This is a genomic window from Bradyrhizobium centrosematis (assembly GCF_045571495.1).
Classification (GTDB): domain Bacteria; phylum Pseudomonadota; class Alphaproteobacteria; order Rhizobiales; family Xanthobacteraceae; genus Bradyrhizobium; species Bradyrhizobium centrosematis.
In genome coordinates, this window is the sequence record NZ_CP120703.1 from 1,144,813 (window position 1) to 1,163,170 (window position 18,358).

The 18,358-nt window shown below is 63.0% G+C and carries 18 protein-coding genes; 13 read left to right on the forward strand and 5 right to left on the reverse strand.

Going from position 1 to position 18,358, the window contains the following annotated elements:
* The first annotated feature begins 5 nt into the window (after positions 1 to 5).
* On the forward strand, positions 6 to 227 hold the full coding sequence (locus P6U31_RS05455; protein ID WP_407187224.1) for a hypothetical protein: 222 nt from the start codon (positions 6 to 8) through the stop codon (positions 225 to 227).
* A 31-nt stretch (positions 228 to 258) separates the two neighbouring features.
* Here P6U31_RS05455 and P6U31_RS05460 read toward each other — a convergent pair whose 3' ends face one another.
* On the reverse strand, positions 259 to 912 hold the full coding sequence (locus tag P6U31_RS05460; protein ID WP_407187225.1) for a TetR/AcrR family transcriptional regulator: 654 nt from the start codon (positions 910 to 912) through the stop codon (positions 259 to 261).
* Positions 913 to 1,120: 208 nt separating this feature from the next.
* Here P6U31_RS05460 and P6U31_RS05465 point away from each other — a divergent pair, with 208 nt between their 5' ends.
* The 9 genes from P6U31_RS05465 to P6U31_RS05505 all read left to right on the forward strand — a co-directional run bounded on the left by P6U31_RS05465 (position 1,121) and on the right by P6U31_RS05505 (position 13,128).
* A complete protein-coding gene (locus P6U31_RS05465) occupies positions 1,121 to 1,990 on the forward strand; it encodes a sensor histidine kinase (RefSeq protein WP_407187226.1) in 870 nt (289 codons plus the stop codon).
* Positions 1,987 to 3,102 carry an efflux RND transporter periplasmic adaptor subunit gene (locus P6U31_RS05470; RefSeq protein ID WP_407187227.1) on the forward strand — a complete coding sequence of 372 codons (1,116 nt, stop codon included), beginning with the start codon at positions 1,987 to 1,989 and terminating at the stop codon, positions 3,100 to 3,102. The genes P6U31_RS05465 and P6U31_RS05470 overlap by 4 nt, the downstream gene beginning before the upstream one ends.
* Positions 3,099 to 4,175, forward strand: coding sequence for an efflux RND transporter periplasmic adaptor subunit (locus P6U31_RS05475; protein WP_407187228.1), 1,077 nt, complete (start codon positions 3,099 to 3,101; stop codon positions 4,173 to 4,175). The genes P6U31_RS05470 and P6U31_RS05475 overlap by 4 nt, the downstream gene beginning before the upstream one ends.
* A complete protein-coding gene (locus P6U31_RS05480) occupies positions 4,172 to 7,318 on the forward strand; it encodes an efflux RND transporter permease subunit (protein WP_407187229.1) in 3,147 nt (1,048 codons plus the stop codon). The genes P6U31_RS05475 and P6U31_RS05480 overlap by 4 nt, the downstream gene beginning before the upstream one ends.
* Positions 7,319 to 7,859: 541 nt before the next feature.
* The gene (locus P6U31_RS05485) at positions 7,860 to 8,861 is read left to right on the forward strand and encodes a PAS domain-containing protein (protein WP_407187230.1); all 1,002 of its coding nucleotides are present in this window, start codon (positions 7,860 to 7,862) and stop codon (positions 8,859 to 8,861) included.
* Between the two features lie 32 nt (positions 8,862 to 8,893).
* Positions 8,894 to 9,016: a hypothetical protein gene (locus tag P6U31_RS05490; RefSeq protein ID WP_407187231.1), complete on the forward strand. Its 123-nt coding sequence runs from the start codon at positions 8,894 to 8,896 to the stop codon at positions 9,014 to 9,016.
* A gap of 57 nt (positions 9,017 to 9,073) precedes the next feature.
* Entirely contained in the window at positions 9,074 to 9,529 is a 456-nt protein-coding gene (locus P6U31_RS05495; RefSeq protein WP_407187232.1) for a protoglobin domain-containing protein, read from the forward strand.
* Between the two features lie 52 nt (positions 9,530 to 9,581).
* A complete protein-coding gene (locus P6U31_RS05500; protein ID WP_407187233.1) occupies positions 9,582 to 10,937 on the forward strand; it encodes a protoglobin domain-containing protein in 1,356 nt (451 codons plus the stop codon).
* 13 nt (positions 10,938 to 10,950) lie between these two features.
* Positions 10,951 to 13,128 carry a putative bifunctional diguanylate cyclase/phosphodiesterase gene (locus P6U31_RS05505; RefSeq protein ID WP_407187234.1) on the forward strand — a complete coding sequence of 726 codons (2,178 nt, stop codon included), beginning with the start codon at positions 10,951 to 10,953 and terminating at the stop codon, positions 13,126 to 13,128.
* 52 nt (positions 13,129 to 13,180) lie between these two features.
* Here P6U31_RS05505 and P6U31_RS05510 read toward each other — a convergent pair whose 3' ends face one another.
* Together P6U31_RS05510 and P6U31_RS05515 are read right to left on the reverse strand one after the other, a co-directional pair.
* Positions 13,181 to 14,110 carry an alpha/beta hydrolase gene (locus P6U31_RS05510; protein ID WP_407189770.1) on the reverse strand — a complete coding sequence of 310 codons (930 nt, stop codon included), beginning with the start codon at positions 14,108 to 14,110 and terminating at the stop codon, positions 13,181 to 13,183.
* Between the two features lie 131 nt (positions 14,111 to 14,241).
* On the reverse strand, positions 14,242 to 14,811 hold the full coding sequence (locus tag P6U31_RS05515) for an alpha-ketoglutarate-dependent dioxygenase AlkB (RefSeq protein ID WP_407187235.1): 570 nt from the start codon (positions 14,809 to 14,811) through the stop codon (positions 14,242 to 14,244).
* Positions 14,812 to 14,890: 79 nt separating this feature from the next.
* Between P6U31_RS05515 and P6U31_RS05520 the strand changes: the two genes are divergently transcribed.
* Positions 14,891 to 15,031 carry a hypothetical protein gene (locus tag P6U31_RS05520; protein ID WP_164937486.1) on the forward strand — a complete coding sequence of 47 codons (141 nt, stop codon included), beginning with the start codon at positions 14,891 to 14,893 and terminating at the stop codon, positions 15,029 to 15,031.
* Between the two features lie 190 nt (positions 15,032 to 15,221).
* On the opposite strand, the gene P6U31_RS05525 is transcribed toward P6U31_RS05520, so the two are convergent.
* Both P6U31_RS05525 and P6U31_RS05530 read right to left on the reverse strand, forming a co-directional pair.
* Positions 15,222 to 16,493, reverse strand: a complete 1,272-nt coding sequence (locus P6U31_RS05525; protein WP_407187236.1) for a DUF892 family protein — start codon at positions 16,491 to 16,493, stop codon at positions 15,222 to 15,224.
* Between the two features lie 90 nt (positions 16,494 to 16,583).
* Complete coding sequence (locus tag P6U31_RS05530; protein ID WP_407187237.1) at positions 16,584 to 17,192, reverse strand: TetR/AcrR family transcriptional regulator; 609 nt, start codon at positions 17,190 to 17,192, stop codon at positions 16,584 to 16,586.
* A 102-nt stretch (positions 17,193 to 17,294) separates the two neighbouring features.
* Between P6U31_RS05530 and P6U31_RS05535 the strand changes: the two genes are divergently transcribed.
* Positions 17,295 to 17,990, forward strand: a complete 696-nt coding sequence (locus P6U31_RS05535; RefSeq protein WP_407187238.1) for a PspA/IM30 family protein — start codon at positions 17,295 to 17,297, stop codon at positions 17,988 to 17,990.
* Between the two features lie 40 nt (positions 17,991 to 18,030).
* Positions 18,031 to 18,306, forward strand: a complete 276-nt coding sequence (locus P6U31_RS05540) for a YiaA/YiaB family inner membrane protein (RefSeq protein WP_407187239.1) — start codon at positions 18,031 to 18,033, stop codon at positions 18,304 to 18,306.
* Positions 18,307 to 18,358: the final 52 nt, after the last annotated feature.

Genomic DNA, 18,358 nt, shown 5'->3' on the forward strand with positions numbered 1-18,358 from the left:
GCCGCATGCAGGCAAGCGGCGAGTTGCAGACCGGCAGTCCGATGGCGCTGACCTGCTGCCTTCTGGAAGCGATGGATGGCCATCTCAATCCCTCGCGCCTCGGGGCGACGACGCTTCGCCCAAGTTTCGAGGACATGTTGAAGTTTTGTACGGGCGCTCTGCGTCGCGCGCCCTCGGCGCAGCCGGTCGAGAGCACGTCGCATAGAGAGCTCAAGGCGGCAGGCTGACTGGCCAAGCGCCGGGGAGAGCTGGCCGCGCCTACTGCGGCCAGTCCGTCTCGCAGGCCGCCAGGAAAAAGCCGACGCGTTCACGAACAAATGCAGGAAGCTCCTTCTTCAGGTCCTTCGGCGTCTCTCCAACGAGGGAGCGAAACAACATCGGCAGCAGGATTAGGTCGAGAAAGATCTGCGCGGTGGCGCGGCTTCGCCTGGGGCTGAACGGGCCCCTCGGGTTCCGTGCGAGCTTCTGCGTGGCGTTATCCAGCAGCTGGGACACTGCAGCCTGGGAGCGATCACGCGCGGTGTCATGAACGCTGCGGCTCAATTCGGGAAATCGCTGTGATTCGGCGATGGTCGCGCGGACCAGGTCCACCGATTCCTCCACAAATCTTTCGACGATTGCGGTACCGAGGTTCATCAACTTGTCCTCAATGCCGCGGCCTTCCGGCGAAAAGCCCTCGAAATCGGTCAATCCCTCAACCGTGCGAGCCACCACCGCGGCGAACAATGCTTCCTTGCCGGGGAAGTGGGCGTAGATCGTCGGCTTGCTCGCGGGCGCGAGCTCGGAAATGTCGTCGATGCTGGCGCTGCGGTAGCCCTTCTCCAGAAAAAGCTGCTGGGCCGCATCGAGAATGCGCGCCTGCGCGTCGCCGGCAAGATCCTTGGGTGGCCTGCCCCGTTTCGTCTTCTTCATTCCTGGTCCTCCGAAATCACGAGTCTGTGCACGTCGTTTTCCCACTTGACACAGGTGGCGAAGAAAGGCAAGAAAAAGAAAATATACGGTATAGTTTATTTAACGCGCCGGTCCGGATTGTTTGACGAACCGGGTGCGTGATCCCGGATGATCCTGGCCGCGAACGCCGGGCTTTCGACCCCGCTCGTCGAGCCACATGGAGAACGTGATGACTGTCTTGAATCCAGACCTCGTCGGCTTGCAGGAAGGCGTGCTGCTCCGCGAGCTGAATCAGCGGGTCGCCAACGGCGTCGCCTTCGCCATCAACTTGGTCTCCGCCGCCGCTATCCGCGTCGAAGGGGCAGAAGCCAAGGGCGCGCTCGGCGATGTCGTCGAACTCCTGCATGGCTATGCCGATGTGCATCGCGTGTTGGCCATGCCCGCCGGTGAAACGCTGATCCACGCCGCGACCTACATTCGCAAGCTGGGCTGTGGCATGCGTCGGGCAGTCCTGGACCGGATGAACATTCAGCTGGCATTCGCGACCCAGCCTCTCGCGCTTCAGCCGCAGCGCTGCTGGCATCTGGGGCTGATCGTCCACGAGCTCGTGATGCACACGGCAAGGCACGCCTGTTTCGATGCCCGGGCAGGGCAGGTCAGGATCAAGCTGACGCGCACCGGCGGACTGGTGAACTGCGTGATCCTGGACAACGGCTCGCGGCCCGCGCGGGAGACTTCCGACCGCGAATTGCGCATTGCCAGGGATATCGCGCGGGCGCTCGGCGGCCGGATCGAGCAGGGATTCGGCGCGGAATTCACCTCGATCATCGTGTCGTTCCCGCTGACGGAGCGCGAACGGGGCGCAAACTGGACAATCGCGACGCGCCAGATGAGGGCTTCGCGCCGCACGAAGGCTGCTGCTTCAAATGATGCGGCCCTCACGGCAAGTGCAGCGGCCGATCAAGACGGGTCCACCGTTGAGATCGATCGCTTTGCGGAACGACTGCGCCCGCAAGAACGCGAAATTGTGGTCCTTCGCCAATCCGCCGACGCGCTGGGCGGGCTGTTGTCACCTTCCCATCATAGGGACGCGCCATGACCAGCCAATTCCCAAATCGCGTTCGAACGCCACATCTGGGGAAGACCCTCGCCGCAGCGGCCGTGCTTGTCAGCATGGCGTTGACCGGTTGCAATGATCAGGCGCCGCAGACAGCCACGCGGGCAACACTGGTTCGGACCACGATCGTACAACCGCACGACCGGCAAGCCTCCCTCACGTTGACGGGCGAGGTTCAGGCGCGCTTCCGTGCCGATCTTTCGTTTCGGGTCAGCGGACGTGTGGTTGCTCGCACTGTGGATGTCGGTGCCCATGTCAACAAGGGCGACGTCCTCGCCCGGCTCGATCCGGCGGAGCAACAGGCCGATGTCGATGCTGCGACCGCAGCAGTGGCTTCCGCCGAAGCCCAGCTGCGCGTGGCGATGGCCACGTTCGAGCGGCAGAAAGCGCTAATCGCAAGCGGCTTCACGACGCGCAGCGTCTACGATCAAGCGCAGGAAGGTCTGCGGACCGCCGAGGGCCTGCTGGAAGGGGCCAAGGCGCAGCTTGCCACCGCGCGCGATGCGCTCGGATATACCGTGCTGCGCGCCGAAGCGGACGGCGTCATCACCGCGCGCAATCTCGAGGTCGGCCAGGTCGTGCCGGCCGCCCAACCGGTGTTCTCGCTCGCGCAGGACGGGGAGCGGGATGCCGTCTTCGAGGTCTATGAATCCGTCTTCCTTGGCGAGACCGACAGCCGCCGCGTCACGCTGGCGCTAGTGTCCGATCCGAGCGTGACCGCGACTGGCGAGGTGAGGGAGATCTCGCCGGCGATCGACGCGAAGAGCTCCACGATCCGCGTCAAGGTATCGATCGGCAATCCACCGGCGGCGATGACGCTTGGCAGCGCCGTGGTCGGAACGGTCATGGCGAAGCCTCAGAACGAGATCGCCTTGCCCTGGAGCGCATTGATGGCTGCGGGCAGGAAGCCTGCGGTCTGGACCGTCGATCCGAAGACGCAGACGGCAGCGCTGAGGCCGGTCACGGTCGGCACATACGAGGCCGGGCAGGTGCTGATCAGGGCAGGGCTCGAGCCCGGCGAGCGCGTCGTGATCGACGGCGGCAAGATGCTGAGTTTGGGCCAGTCCGTCACTGAAGTGGGAGGCGGGTCATGAAGCAGGAAAACATGATGATTGCCGGAGCGATCGCAGCAGCGGTGCTGCTATCCGGCTGCCAGCAGGAGACCAGCGCGCCGGAGCCGGTTCGTCCGGTGCTCTCGATGCTGGTCAAGCCGAGCAGCGGAGACAGCGCGGTCGCGGTCGGCGTCGTCGAACCGCGCTACAAGACCAACCTCGGCTTCCGCGTGCTCGGACGGCTGACCTCGCGTCCGGTCTACGTCGGCGACATGGTTCAGGAAGGGCAGACCATCGCGACGGTCGATCCGACCGCTTTCGATCTGGCCGTGCGCTCCGCCAGGGCGCAACTGGCGAAGGCGGAGGCGCAGCTTGCGACCGTCAAGGCCACGGAACAGCGGCAACGCACGCTCATCACTAGCGATGCAACCACCAGGCAGACGCTGGACAATGCCGAGCAGGCCCGCGCCGGCGCCGAGGCGAGCGTCGCCCAGGAGCAGGCGAACCTGACCAAGGCGATCGAGCAACTCGGCTATGCCAAGGTCAAGGCCGATTTCGGCGGCGTCGTCACCGCCGTCGGCGCGGAAGTCGGTCAGGTGGTCTCGCCCGGTCAAACCGTGGTGACGGTCTGTCGGCCCGACATTCGCGAGGCGGTCGTCGACATCTGGGAAGACTTTCCGGTCCCGCTGGAAGTCGGCCTTCCGTTCACCGTCGGCCTGCAGCTCCTCCCCGCCATCAAGGTCGAAGGCAGGATCCGCGAGATCGCGCCGCAAGCCGACGCGGTGACGCGCCTCCGCCGGGTTCGGATCGCGCTCGACAATCCGCCCGAGAGCTTCCGTCTCGGCGCGACCGTCACGGCGAAGCTCGGCAAGGACCAGAGCAACGCTCCGCGCCTGCCGGCAACGGCCGTGCTCAGCAAGGACGGCGTGGATTTCGTCTGGGTGGTCGATCAGTCCACCAGCACGGTCTCATTGCAGAAAATCGAGGGTGTCGCCGAACCGGCAGGCCTTCGCGTCACCGGCGGCCTTGCCGCGGGCACCCGCGTCGTCACCGCCGGCATCCACAGCCTCAAGCCGGGACAGCACGTCCGCATCGAACAGGATCAAGAGCAATGAAGTCTTTCAACCTCTCCGACTGGGCGCTCGGCCATCGCTCGCTCGTCTGGTACTTCATGATCGCCTTCATGGCGGCCGGTCTGTTTGCCTATCTCCAGCTCGGACGGCAGGAGGATCCCGACTTCACCATCAAGACCATGGTGATCCAGGCGCAGTGGCCGGGCGCCTCGCCCGAGGAGATGACGCGCCAGGTCACCGACCGGATCGAGAAGAAGCTGGAGGAACTGGAATCGCTCGACTACACCAAGAGCGTGACGGTCGCGGGCCAGACCACGGTCTTCGTCTACTTGCGCGATTCGACCAAGGCCGCGGACGTCAAGCCGACCTGGGTGCGCGTCCGCAACATGATCGCCGACATCAAGGGCGATTTCCCGCAAGGCGTGATCGGACCGGGCTTCAACGACCGCTTCGGCGACGTCTTCGGCAACATCTATGCCTTCACCAGCGACGGCCTGAGCCAGCGGCAGCTCCGCGGTCAGGTGGAGGATATTCGCGCCAAGGTGCTGACCGTGCCCGACGTCGGCAAAGTCGACATCCTCGGGGCGCAGGACGAGGTGATCTATCTCGAATTCTCCACACGCAAGATCGCGGCCCTCGGCCTCGACGTGCACGCCATCATGAGCTCGCTGCAGGGACAGAACGCGGTGGCGCCGTCGGGCGTGTTCCAGGAGGGTCCCGAGCAGATCAGCGTCCGTGTCAACGGCCAGTTCACCTCGGAGGCGAGCCTGAAGGCCGTCAATCTCCGCATCAACGATCGGTTCTTTCCGCTCACCGACGTTGCCACCGTCACGCGCGGTTACGCCGATCCCCCTTCGACGCTGTTCAGATACAATGGTCAGCCCGCCATTGCGCTCGCGATCGGGATGAAATCGGGCGCCAATCTGCTGAAGTTCGGCGAGGCGCTGCAGAAGGAGATGACCAGAATCATCGCCGACCTGCCGATCGGCGTCGGCGTGCATCTGGTCGCCGACCAGCCGGTCGTGGTCGAGCATGCCGTCTCGGGCTTCACCGAAGCGCTGTTCGAAGCCGTGATCATCGTGCTCGGCATCAGCTTCCTGAGCCTCGGCCTGCGTGCCGGGCTCGTGGTGGCGATCGCCATTCCGCTCGTGCTCGCGATCACCTTCGTCGTGATGGCCTATTCGGGGATTTCACTGCAGCGCATCTCGCTGGGCGCCCTGATCATCGCCCTCGGTCTTCTGGTCGACGATGCCATGATCGCCGTCGAGATGATGGTGGCCCGGCTCGAGATCGGCGATCCCCTCGAGAAGGCGGCGACCCACGTCTATACGTCGACCGCGTTCCCTATGCTGACCGGAACGCTGGTCACCGTGGCGGGCTTCATCCCGATCGGGCTCAATAGCAGCAACGCCGGCGAATTCACCTTCACCCTGTTCGTGGTGATCGCGGTGTCCCTGATCGTGTCCTGGATCGTGGCCGTGTTGTTCACGCCGCTTCTCGGCGTCACGATCCTTCCGGCCAAAATGAAGGGCCATCACGAGCAGAAAGGACGCATGGCGCAGATGTTTGCGCGTCTGCTCCTGTTCTGCATGCATCACCGCTGGAGCACGATTGCGATGACGGTCGGCGCCTTCCTGCTTGCGCTGTTCGGCTTGCAGTTCGTGCAGCAGCAGTTCTTCCCCTCGTCCGACCGTGCCGAGCTCGTGATCGACTGGAATCTGCCGCAGAACGCCTCGATCGCCGAGACCAACACGCAGATGGCGCGCTTCGAACGCGAGCAATTGCAGGGCAATAATTCGGTCGAGCACTGGTCCACCTATGTCGGCACCGGTGCGCCGCGCTTCGTGCTATCGTTCGACCTGCAGACAGCCAACGCCTGGTTCGGCCAGCAGGTGATCGTGACCAAAGGCGGCATCGCCGCGCGCGACCGGCTCAAGTCGCGGTTCGAAGACTATTTGAGAAAGACGTTCCCGGGCACCGACACCTACGTCAAGCTGCTCGAGGTAGGGCCTCCGGTCGGGCGTCCCGTGCAATATCGCCTGAGCGGGCCGGATATCGCCGAGGTCCGCGAGCTCTCGCAGAGGCTTGCGGGAATCGTGCGGAACAGTCCCGATCTCGGCAATGTGGTCTTCGACTGGATGGAGCCTGCGCGCGTCGTCAAGGTCGACGTGCTCCAGGACAAGGCGCGCCAGCTCGGCGTGACCTCGGAAGACATCGCCACCACGCTGAACTCCGTGCTTCGGGGCTCACCAATTACCCAGGTGCGCGACAGCATCTATCTGGTCAACGTCACGGGACGCGCCACCTCGGCGGAGCGTGCCTCGATCGACACGCTGCGCGACCTGCAATTGACCGGCCTCGGCGGCCAATCCGTGCCGCTCGGGGCTGTCGCCAATCTGCGCTATGAGCTGGAGCAGCCGACGATCTGGCGGCGCGCGCGGATTCCGACCATCACGCTGAAGGCCGCGGTCGTCAGCAACGTTCAACCGAAAACGGTCGTCGACCAGCTCGCGCCGAAAGTCGCGGAATTCGCCAGGCAGCTGCCAGCGGGCTACTCCGTGACGATCGGGGGCTCCGTGGAGGAGAGCGCGAAGAGCCAGGCGCCCATCGTTGCTGTCGTGCCGCTCATGCTGTTCGTCATGTCGACCGTGCTGATGCTTCAGCTGCAGAGCTTTTCGCGCCTGTTTCTGGTATTTGCGGTCGCGCCGCTCGCGCTGATCGGCGTCGTCATGGCCATGCTGCCGAGCGGGGCGCCGCTCGGCTTCGTCGCAATCCTCGGCGTGCTCGCCCTCATCGGCATCCTGGTCCGCAACTCCGTGATCCTGATCGTGCAGATCGAGGATCTGAAGAAGGAGGGCAGGCCGGCCTGGGATGCCGTGGTGGAGGCAACCGAGCACCGTATGCGGCCGATCCTGCTCACGGCCGCGGCCGCAAGCCTCGCGCTCATCCCGATTGCGCGGGAGATCTTCTGGGGCCCGATGGCCTACGCCATGATGGGCGGCATCATCGTCGGTACGCTGCTGACGCTACTCTTCCTGCCGGCTCTGTACGTGGCGTGGTTCAGGATCCATCCGGACCATGCGGACGAATCGCCTGCCCATAACCCCGACGCTGATGCGCACCAAGCCCCGGCCGAGACCGTCGCTCACCTCGCCCATGAGCCCGTGCTCAACACCCATCTCTAGAATGGAGGCGACGATGCTCTCGAAGGCGCTATCAAAAAAAGTTGCCGTCGCTCTAATGATCGCAGCGAGCGCCGTTCGCGCAATTTCCGCCACCGCCGCCGGTGGTGCCAACCGGCCCGGCCCCGGACCTCGCCTTGGTCCCTCAGTTGGACCGCCTGTTGATCTTCCCCCCACCCGAAATGTCGGCGGTGGGCCCGCCGTTGCAAGCGCGGCCCGCACGACGGGGGTAAATATTGGCGGTGCCGGCGGCTATCGTCATGGCAGTGCGCGCGGAGATTGGTATGCAGCGCGTGCCGCGTCTTATGCGGGCGCATACGTGGCGGGCGCCTATGTGGGGTGCGCCTATGTCGGGTGCGCCTATGGCGGCGAGCGCTCGAGCTACTACTCGAGTACAGACTGCTATTATGCCGTCAGACGGTATCGCAGATATCTGGTCTCCGATTAGCAAGTGAGCGCGCCGCATCGGAAAAATAAAGCAGACTCGCTGGACAACATTGGTTAGTTGGCTAACGTGCGCCGGTCGAAAAACTAAGAGCAAGAAATGTTGGACCTCTTGAGCGGAGGGACCGAAGAAACCTTCGGTGTCATCGAACGCGAACTGCGATGTGGCTTTTGGAGTTGGGACTTGCGGTCCAGCGAAATGCGATGGTCGCGGGGGTACTATGATCTTCTCGGCATCGAGCCAGGAAGTGTAACGCCGTCCTTTGCAGCCATTCTCCAGATAACGCATCCGGACGACCGCGGACCCCAGGCCGAGGTCGAGCGCGTCATCAGGCAGGCGTCGACGATACGACGGAAATTCCGAGTCATCCGTCCCGGTGGCAGAACTGCCTGGCTCTCGTGTCAGATCATCGTGTTCGTGAATACTGAAGGCATCGCGGAGAAGGCCGTCGGAATCTGCACCGATGTTACAGCGCATCAGGACCAGCTCTACTCGCTTCGAATCTCCGATGAACGCTATCGGGCATTGGTTAAGGCGAGCGGTGCGGTCGTGTGGATCGCCAAGGCGGATGGCCAGCTCCACGAAGTCCTCAATTGCGATCACCGGGGTGAGGTTCAGGGCACGGTCCTGGACTCCGGCTGGATGCAACTGATCCACCCGGACGACAAGGAGAAGACGGTGCGAGCGCGCGACGAGGGACTGCGTGAAAAGCGCGCCTATGAGGTCGTGCATCGCATTCGCCGGCCCGATGGCAGCTTCAATTGGAAGCGCTCTACGGGACAGCCGATCGTCGATGCTGCCGGGAATGTCAAGGAATGGCTTGGAATCAGCGTCGATCTGGACAACGGAAGCGGTCGTGGTCAATCTCGTCGCATCACGGGTGCGCAAATTCGGGCTGCGCGTGGATTGCTTAGGTGGTCGGTGGTAGATCTGGCCAAGGCCGCAAGTGCGTCTCGCGCGACGATACGGCGGCTCGAGGAGGTGGACGGAGCCTCGTCGCCCAACGACGCTGCACTTCCCACAATTGAGGCCGCTCTCTCCAAAGCGGGCGTCGAATTCTTCTTCCCGGAGACCGGAAAGCCTGGCGTGCGCCCGCGATAACTTGGCTGTGTGTTTCAACATGGACCGCAAACTTGGCTGAACTCGGTCTGGATTTGTCTCCAGACCAGATCAATCTGGCTGCCGCCCCGCCCGAACTTCGGATTTACGCGCCAATTTTTGCTTCGGCTTGGGCGGCAGCCGGTAAATTTGCCTAACAGATGGTTAGTTCGCGCGAACTATTGTTCTGCAATTGTCTCGATGTGAGTCGGTGCATGAAAGACATCCTTCGATATCTGGTGATCGACACACCGACGCAATTGCTCGCCGAGCAGCTGTGGCGCCTGCTGGAGGAGCCGAGCGCCGAACTCATAGCCTCCTTCTATCGGGATACCCGTCAGTCGGCAGCCGGCCTGCTGCTTGACGAAGTGACGATCGTTCGTCTCGGACAGCGGCAGAGAGAGCACTGGCGTGCGTTGTTCAATGGACAGTTCGACGAGAAGTATCAACGCAGCGCGACTTTGATCGCCATCAGGCATCTGGAGATCGGGTTGGATCCGAAGTGGTACGTTGCCGGCTATGCGATGCTGAAAATTCGGTTCGCCGAGAAGCTGCTGGAAACCCCTCTGCCTCTGAAGACCAAAACGGCGCTGCTAAGCACGCTGGAGAAGTACATTGCCGTCGATATGGCGGTTTCGCTTTCGACCTACTGTTCGTGGCTGCTCGACTGACCGTCTACTGCGTACCGTCCGCAAAGATTCTTTCACATCAGGGATTGCAACCATGTCTTTTTCCAGCGCATCTGTGGATGCACATCAGGATCGTGAAGCCAGGATGCGGTTCATGGGCATTGATGCCCGAACCAGCGAGCTCTTACGGCGCTTCTGGCAGGTTGCAGAGCCTGCGCTTCCCGGCATTCTCGACGGCTTTTATCGCCATGTCGTTAGCGAACAGCAGCTCGCTGTCATGATAGGCAGCGAAATTCCGCGTCTCAAGAAGGCGCAGGGGGCGCATTGGGCTCGGCTTTTCAACGGTCGGTTCGATACGGACTACATGGAGGGCGTTCGCACCATTGGTATGGTGCACAATAGAATCGGGCTGGAGCCGCGCTGGTACATCGGCGCCTACAATTTCGTGCTGAACAGGCTCGTAGCGCTGGCTGTGGCCCATCATCGTTGGCGGCCCCGCCAGCTGTCTGAGGCACTTGCCGCGATCAATTGTGCGGTCATGCTCGACATGGAGATTGCGATTTCCGTCTATCAGGAGGCCATGCTGGCCGATCGCGAGAAGAGACAGGAGAAGGTGTGCTCCGCCATCGAGAGCTTCGACGGCAGAATGAAACAGGTGCTCGAAACGGTCGGCAGATCGGCACACGAGCTGCAGAGTGCAGCCAACGTTCTCGCTTCGAACGCCTCCCAATCGACGCAACAATCGACCGCGGTTGCCGCAGCCTCGGAGGAAGCGTCCACCAGCGTCCAGGCGGTCGCCGCATCGACCGAGCAGCTCACCTCCTCGATCCGGGAGATCGGCCGACAGGTATCCGAATCGACGAGAATTGCCGGGCTGGCGGTGGAGCAGGCTGCCCGCTCCGGCGACACGGTCCAGAGCCTCGCAAAGGCCGCCCAGCGTATCGACGATGTGGTTGACCTGATCAAAACGATAGCGGGGCAAACCAATTTGCTTGCGCTCAATGCGACGATCGAGGCCGCCCGGGCCGGTGAAGCCGGTCGGGGCTTCGCAGTGGTCGCTTCTGAGGTCAAGGCCTTGGCAGAACAGACTGCAAAGGCCACCGGTGAAATCAGCGAGCAAATCCTCTCGATTCAGGGCGCGACGAAGCAGTCCGTCGCGGCAATACAGGACATCTGCGGTACGATCGGATCGATCAACGAAATTGCTACGGTGATAGCAGCGGCAGTCGAGGAACAGGGTGTCGCGACAGCTGAGATCGCCCGCAACGTCCAGCAAGCGGCTCGCGGCACGCAGGAAGTGTCCAGCAACATCAATGGTGTGAGCCAAGGCGCCGCAGAAACGCGACATACGGCGGGACGGCTACTGAGCGCGTCCCAGGAGCTTTCCAGCCAGGCATCGGCTCTACGCTCCGAAGTGGACGCATTCTTTGCCGAGATTAGAGCTGCTTAGCAGTTACGCAGCCATGAAGTCTCGTAACACGATTCGCGAACCCATCGGTCCGCCTGCGTCAGACGGCCCCACCAGCGTGCCAGTTACTCAGGCCATGGATTGGAAGAGGCTTGTCCACACAGCCATTGAAAGCAGTTCTCACGGGCTTTGCGTGTTCGACGCATGCTCCCGGTTGGTGATCGGAAATGAGCTGCATCGCAGCTTGTACGGGCTGACGCACTCTCAGGCTGCTGCCGGCACTCTCGTGCAGGAGCTTCTGGCGAGCCGGTATGCTCGTGTTGTTGGAGCCTCTCGGGACGCTCGGATTGAGGAGTACATGAGAGCCATTCGGCTCGGAGCAGAGTTCCGAACCAGCTACGCACTTGAAGATGGGACGTTCATAGAATTAGACATGCATCCCATGGAGGGAGGCGGTTTTGTCGAGAGGCATCGGGATATCACCCAGCTGCGGCTTGCCGAGGTTCGTGCTGAAGCGGTGAGACAGGAGCTGATCGAGAAGCAATATGCCATCGATCAGGCAGTCATTGTCGCAGTCACGGACGTGCGCGGCACGATTACTTATGCTAACGACCGCTTCTGCGAAATCAGCGGCTACGATCGTGACGAACTCGTTGGCAACAATCACCGAATCCTGAATTCCGGGTTCCATTCGCGGGAGCACTTCCGCCAGATGTACCGCCAACTGGCACAGCGTAGGGTTTGGCGAGGTGAGCTATGTAACAAGGCGAAGGGTGGCGAGCTGTATTGGGTTGATACGGTGATTACCCCTCAACTTGGACCTGAGGGAAAACCGGTGGCTTACATGGCGATCCGGGTCGACATCACGGCCCGGAAGAACGCGGAAGCGCAAGTCCACCATGCAGCTTGTCACGACGCTTTGACCGGCCTTTTGAACAGGGCGGCTTTTCTCGATGAGCTTTCTGAAGGGCTCGAACAGGCAAAGGCAACCGAGCGAGAGTTGATCGTCTACCTGCTGGATCTTGACGGGTTCAAGTGGGTGAATGACACGCTTGGACACGCCGCCGGTGACACCTTGCTCAAGCAGCTAAGCAGGCGCCTCAAGTCACTCGCCGGCGAGGGTGACGTGATTGCGCGTCTAGGGGGCGACGAGTTCGCAATCGTGCAGTTCCGCTCCGGACAGGGGTGCGAGCAAGCCCAAACCTTTGCAGCCACCCTGCTGGAAACCGTCGCAATACCGTTCTCGATCGAGTTGCAGGACGTCGAGGTGGGAGTGAGTGTTGGGATATCGCTCGCTCCGCGACACGGCGCGACGGCTTCAGAACTGCTCTACAAAGCAGATTTGGCTCTTTATCGCGTCAAAGCGGAAGGCCGAAACGGATTCCGGTTCTTCGCAGAAGAGATGCATAGGACTGCGCAATCGCGCAACCGGCTCGTGACCGAACTGCGCGAGTCCGTCGCACGCGGCGAATTCGAACTGCACTATCAACCGATCGTCGAGGCAAAGACGCTGCAGCCGCGTGTCATGGAAGCGCTGGTGCGATGGCGTCACCCGTCGCAGGGGCTGCTTTACCCGGACCGGTTCATCGGAATCGCGGAAGAAACGGGTCTTATGGAACCTTTGGGCCAGTGGATTCTTCGTCAGGCGTGCGCAGATGCAGCCTCGTGGCCCGAGGGTGTCAAGGTGGCCGTCAATCTGTCTCCCGCACAGTTTCGCGGCTCCGCACTGTTCGATGTTGTCATAGGTGCACTGCTGGAAACGGGCCTGCCGCCGCATCGGCTGGAGTTCGAGGTCACGGAGTCGATGCTTCTGCAGGAGAAGGACGAGAATCTTCTGCTCTTCCGCCAGCTCAAGAACATCGGAATATCCATAGCGCTGGACGACTTCGGTGTTGGATACGCGTCACTCGGTGCGGTCGTTTCGTTTCCCTTCGACAAAGTGAAGATCGATCGGTCGTTCACGAAAGACCTGATCAGCACCCCGGCGAACAGGACGGTCGTAGCCTCAATAATGACGCTAGCCAGTGGCTTAGGCGTGCAAGTTACCGCAGAGGGCGTTGAGACCCAGGAGCAGCTACAGTACCTGAGAGGCCAAGGAGTCGATCTGGTCCAAGGTTATTTGCTGGGCAGACCGGCACCGGCGGACGAGTGTGAGTGCATCAGGGCCATTCCGGTCGGGGCTCCTGAAGGCCGCCATCATCAGACTTCCGATGGAAGGGTGGAGGCACGTTAAGCAACGCTTGGCTGATCTGATCCGACGTCGCGCATTTGAGGAACGAAACCCCCTACGGCAATCCCCGCGCCTCGAGCTGATGCACCAGCAGTAGCGTCGGCTCGGCGAGGCTGTCGCCGGAGCCGTCGAGACCGAAGGCGTTGGCGATGCCGTCGCGGCTGCGCAGCAGCGCGCTGCGCGGGCAATGGCCGGCGCCGCAGAGCGTCTTCTTCAGGGTCTCGCCCTGCGCAACGATGCCGGCGGAATCGTCGGCGGCCCAGGCCAGCACGATCGGCACGTCGACATTGAGAATGCCGGGGAATACCGACCGCTTGTCGTATTGCGTGGCATCGCCGCCGAGATAGGCCTTCTCGCTATCGTTCGCGTCCTTGCCGGCACGGTAGATGCCGGAGACCAGCACGACGGCGGCGACATCGGCGCGGTCGGTCTGAAGCTCGGGATGCGCCAGCAGGGTGGCGACATGGAAGGCGCCGGCGCCGTAGCCGACCGCAACGATCTCGCGGGCATCGCCATTGAACAGGTCGATATTGCCGTGAACCCAGGACAGCGCCGCGGCTACGTCGGCCGCCCCGGCGGGCCAGGTCGCCGATGGCGCCAGGCGATAGTTGACACGCACCCCGATCATGTCGTTGCGCGCGGCAAAGCACATCGCCTGGTCCTGGATCTGGCGCGACAAGTCCGGCGCGGCGCGGTCGCCGGTGAACGTGTCGCCGGTCACGAACAGCAGCACTGGCCGCGGCGTGTCCGCCTTGGTGGCGCTGGTGGCGATATCCAGTACGTTGGCTTCGCTCTCGCCGTAGCGCAGGCCGCGCGAGAAGGTGACCTGCTCGCACAGCCGCGCGGTGCCGCCGGCGGTGGTGTCGGAATCGGTGAGGCCCGTCAGGACGAAATCGGGAGATCCTGTCAGCCGCACCGGCAAGCCGACATGTGCGGATGCCGCCGTCATGGTCAAAAGCAGGAAAAATACGAGATAGTTCTTCATCATGGTGCCGGCCTTGCGCCCCTCATTTTGGTTCGCCGGTTTGGCCTGTCTTTTCAAATCGCCTTATTCGTTCGCCTTGAGGCGATTTAACGGCACCGTTGGTTCGGCGAGGGCGGCGCGATCGCCACCCGCTAAGCCCGCTTCATGGTCCGGAAGGTGATGGAGTAACGGCGGGCCTCGACCGGGGGGATGCTGTGCTCCCATAGCGAGCGCGCCTCGCCCTGCATCAGGTAGAGCGAGCGCGGTTGCGCCTCCAGCGCGTAGCGTTGCCATTTGTCGCCGCTGCGGCGGCGGAAGCGGAATTTGCAGGACGAGCCGAGCGACAGGCCGAGGATCTCGCCGAAATGCGGCTTGTCGCGGTGCCAGCCAATGCCGACGCCGATGTCATAGTCGGTGCAGAGCACCTGCCGGACGCTGTCCTGCGGCAGCCCCGCCCAGGCCTCGACCTGACGCGCGACCGGCAGGAGCCAGTCCGGGATCGGGTCCGCCTCGGTCAGCCGCTGCAGCGCGTAGTCATAGCGATACCCAAAGGACGCCACCCGGCGGTTGCCCTCGAACGCCCCGAACTGGAAGCGCTGCAGCGGCAATGCTGCGATGCGGCCGATCAGTGCTTGCTCGGTGGCGGCGTCAATAAAATTGTCCCGGTAGTGAAGGCCGGCCGGCCCTGCGTCCGGTTCGGCGAACAAGCCAAGCTGCGTCATTCCTCGCATTTCCGTGATGGAACCTAATGGCGTCTGATGCGACTTACATAAGACGCGGGAAGAAACGTGCGAGGCTGTCATGGCACAGAAGCATACCGCCGATCCGGCTGAGATCATGCGGGCGACCGGTCATCCTGAGCTGGAATATGCCGCCGGCTGGACCATCGCTGGTCTGGTCACCATCGGCGCCATCGTCGCCGCCTGGGTCTTCGCCATCTAGGCGACAGCAAACCGAAGCTCGAAGGCGGCGCCGTCTTCAGTCGGCTTGGCCCTCGGCATTGCCTTGAATCGAATCCTGCAGCAGCTCGGCCGCTCCCTTGATCGAGGTCAGCGGCGCCGTGCCGCGCCACCCCGCGACAAACGCGAGGTGGCTTGGATCGACACGGCCGCGCGCTGCGCGGCGGGCGCCTCTATTCGGCCTGCTCCAGCGTCGCGGGCATTTTCGCCACCGACATCAGTGACCGTGCGACCTGGTTGAGCAGGAGATCGGCATTCTCTTCTTCGGCGAGAGATTTGGAGAGCAGGGCGACGATGGCGCTGTGCCGGAGTTGCTGCGCCAGGTTGCGTGCTGTGGTGTAGCCGGCCATCTCGTAATGCTCGACGCGTTGAGCCGCCCCGATCAGCGCGAGGTCGGCGGCGGCGTCCTCCTTCTCTTCGCCTTCCTTCATGACCTCCTGGCCTTCCTCGATCAGGCCCATCATGCCCTTGCAAGGCTTGGCGCGAGCGCTCTCGCCGAGCAGCTCGAAGCATTCGTTGATGCGCTCGATCTGGTTTTCGGTCTCCGCCAGATGCTGCTCGAACAGTTCACGCAGCTGATCGAAACGGGCGGACTGCGCCATCTTCGGGAGCGCCTTGGTCAGTTGCTTCTCGGCATGGAGAATGTCGCGCAGCTCATGGAGCAGGAGATCGGTCAGGCCGGCCTCGTCGACGGGCGGCGAGCTCTCCGTGACGATCGGGGTGGCCGCGCCGGGATCGGCGGACTGCAGCGCGGGCGATTCCGTGAACACCCAGTCCTCACCCTCGTTCCACGGGCCGCGGGTGTCGATTTCGCCGTGGTCGCCGCTCCCGGTGGAGTCGTTGAAGTACTGGTTCACGAGACCCGGCGTCGGTGCAATCCTGCCGATACTGAAGGCCGGCTTCGACAGGCTTTCGAGAGCGCGCGCGAACGCCTTCATATGTGTGATCTCGCGCGTCATCAGGAATTGCAAGGCGTCCTTGCTGCCGGCGTCGTCGCAGAAATTGATCAGGCGTTCATAGACGATCTTCGCACGCGCCTCGGCAGCGATGTTGCTGCGCAGATCGACGTCGAGCTCGCCGGTGATCTTGAGATAGTCGGCGGTCCAGGGATTGCCTTGCGAGTTGAACAGATTGACGCCGCCTCCGCCAGCGATCGCGATCAGCGGATCGGCTTCGGCGGCCTGACGGTCGTTCCTCGAGGGCGCAAGATGCATTCGGGCGAGGCAACCGACGACTTCGAGATGGCTAAGCTCCTCGGTACCGATGTCCATCAGGAGATCCTTGCGGTCGGGGTCCTCGCAATTCAGTCCCTGGATCGAATACTGCATCGCAGCCGCGAGTTCCCCGTTGGCTCCGCCGAATTGCTCGAGGAGCATATTGCCGAAGCGCGGGTCGGGCTCATCGACGCGCACGGTGAACATCAGCTTCTTGACGTGGTGATACATGGGAGGACTCGCGCTATGAGGGAAACACTGCGCGACAACCCGTCCTCGGAATGTTCGTTCCTAGTCAGCCCCGAGATTCAGATCGCGCTTCTACTTCTCGCGCGCGACCAGCCCGTCGATCATCGCGCGGACGAGGCCCGCGATCTCCTTGCGCAACGCCGGCAGGGGAACGGCGACCAGCTTCTGCTCAAGCCCCAGCGTCACCATGCCGTGCACAGCCGAGAACAGGCTGCGTGCGGTGATGCTGAGCTCTTCCTGGCTGCGCTTTGGAAGCAGCGCAGCCAGCGGCTGGTAGATGTGGCGGAACAAGTGCAACTGGTCGTCGACCGACCACTCGGGAAGGGCCTTGTTCGCCTCCATGCGGTACTCGAACAATGCGCGCCAGAGCTCGAGATTCTCCGCGGCAAAATCGCAATAGGCGATCGCGATGCGGACCAGCGTTTCTTCCGGCGATGGATTGCCCGCGTGGACCGCCGCGCTGAGCGCCTCGTCGAGCCGCAGCAGCGTGCGCGAGCCGACGCGCAGAACCAGCTCGTCCACGTCGGCGACGAGATTATAGACCGCGCCATTGGCGCAGCCGATCTCGCGGGCCAGATCGCGGGTCTTAAGACCCCCCAGCCCCCGCTCAGCGATCATCCGTTCCGCTGCCCGGATTAAGTCGACCCGCAATTTCTCTCGCCGTTCCAGAGCCTTAGTCATTTTCAATCAAAATCTTGAGCGTCGCTCAAGAATTTCTTGAACGATGTTCATTGTTGTTGCTACAAACCAGCTGTGAGCAACGCTCATAACAGGGAGCAACAGATGTTCAAGACCGTCGTGACACTTTTCCGGGGCAGCGTGGCCGCCGCCGGCGAGCAGCTGGAGGACCGGACGTCTCTCCTCATTCTCGACCGGCAGATGCGCGATGCGGCCGCCGCCGTCGAGCGCAGCAAGCGAACGCTGGCCTTGGCGATCGCGCAGGATCAGCAGGAGGGCCGCAAGCTCGAGGCGACTCTCGCCCGCATCGCCGATCTCGAGACTCGCGCGGTGGCGGCGCTCGACGGCGGCCGTGACGACCTCGCCAAGGAGGCCGCCGAAGCCATCGCGGGCCTGGAGGCCGATCGCGATGCGGCGATAACGGCCCGCGCGCTGTTCGCAACCGAGATCGCCCGGCTGAAGCGGCACGTCGCCAATGCGCAGGCCCGCATCACCGAGCTCGATCGCGGCCGCCGCGTCGCCCGCGCCTCGGAGGCGGTGCGCTCGCTTCGCCGCAGCGGCATCGAGGCGGCGCGGCCGTACGAATCCACGCTGCCGGAGGCGGAGAGCACCTTGCGGCGTCTGCGCGACCGGCAGCTCGAAGCCCAGGCCGCCGACGATGCGCTGGTCGAGCTCGATGCGGCCACGGGTCCCCTCGCCACCGCCGAGCGGCTCGCCGAACAGGGCTTCGGGCCCCGCCTCAAGACCACAGCAGACGACGTGCTGGCGCGGTTGACGTCCAGGCGCGCGCCGACTGCCTGAGCCTACATCTCATCATCATTCGAACTCACAGGAGACCATCATGAATCAGAGCGGCCAGCCCCACAGCAGCGCCTGGGTGAGCTTCACATACGCGTCCTTTGCAGCTTCCGCCTTCCTGGTTGCGATCGGCATCTTCTTCCTGCCGATCGATCTCTGGATGAAGGGCTATCTCACCATGGGCATCGTTATGCTGATCCAGACCTGCATCACTCTCACCAAGACCGTGCGCGACAATCACGAGAGCAGCCGGCTGGTGAATCGCATCGAGGACGCCAAGGCCGAGCGGCTGCTGATGGAGGTTTCCAAGGCCGCTTGAAGGCAGCGCCTTGAGCCGATCCGGACGACAAGCAAGAGAGCCGCGCGGCAGC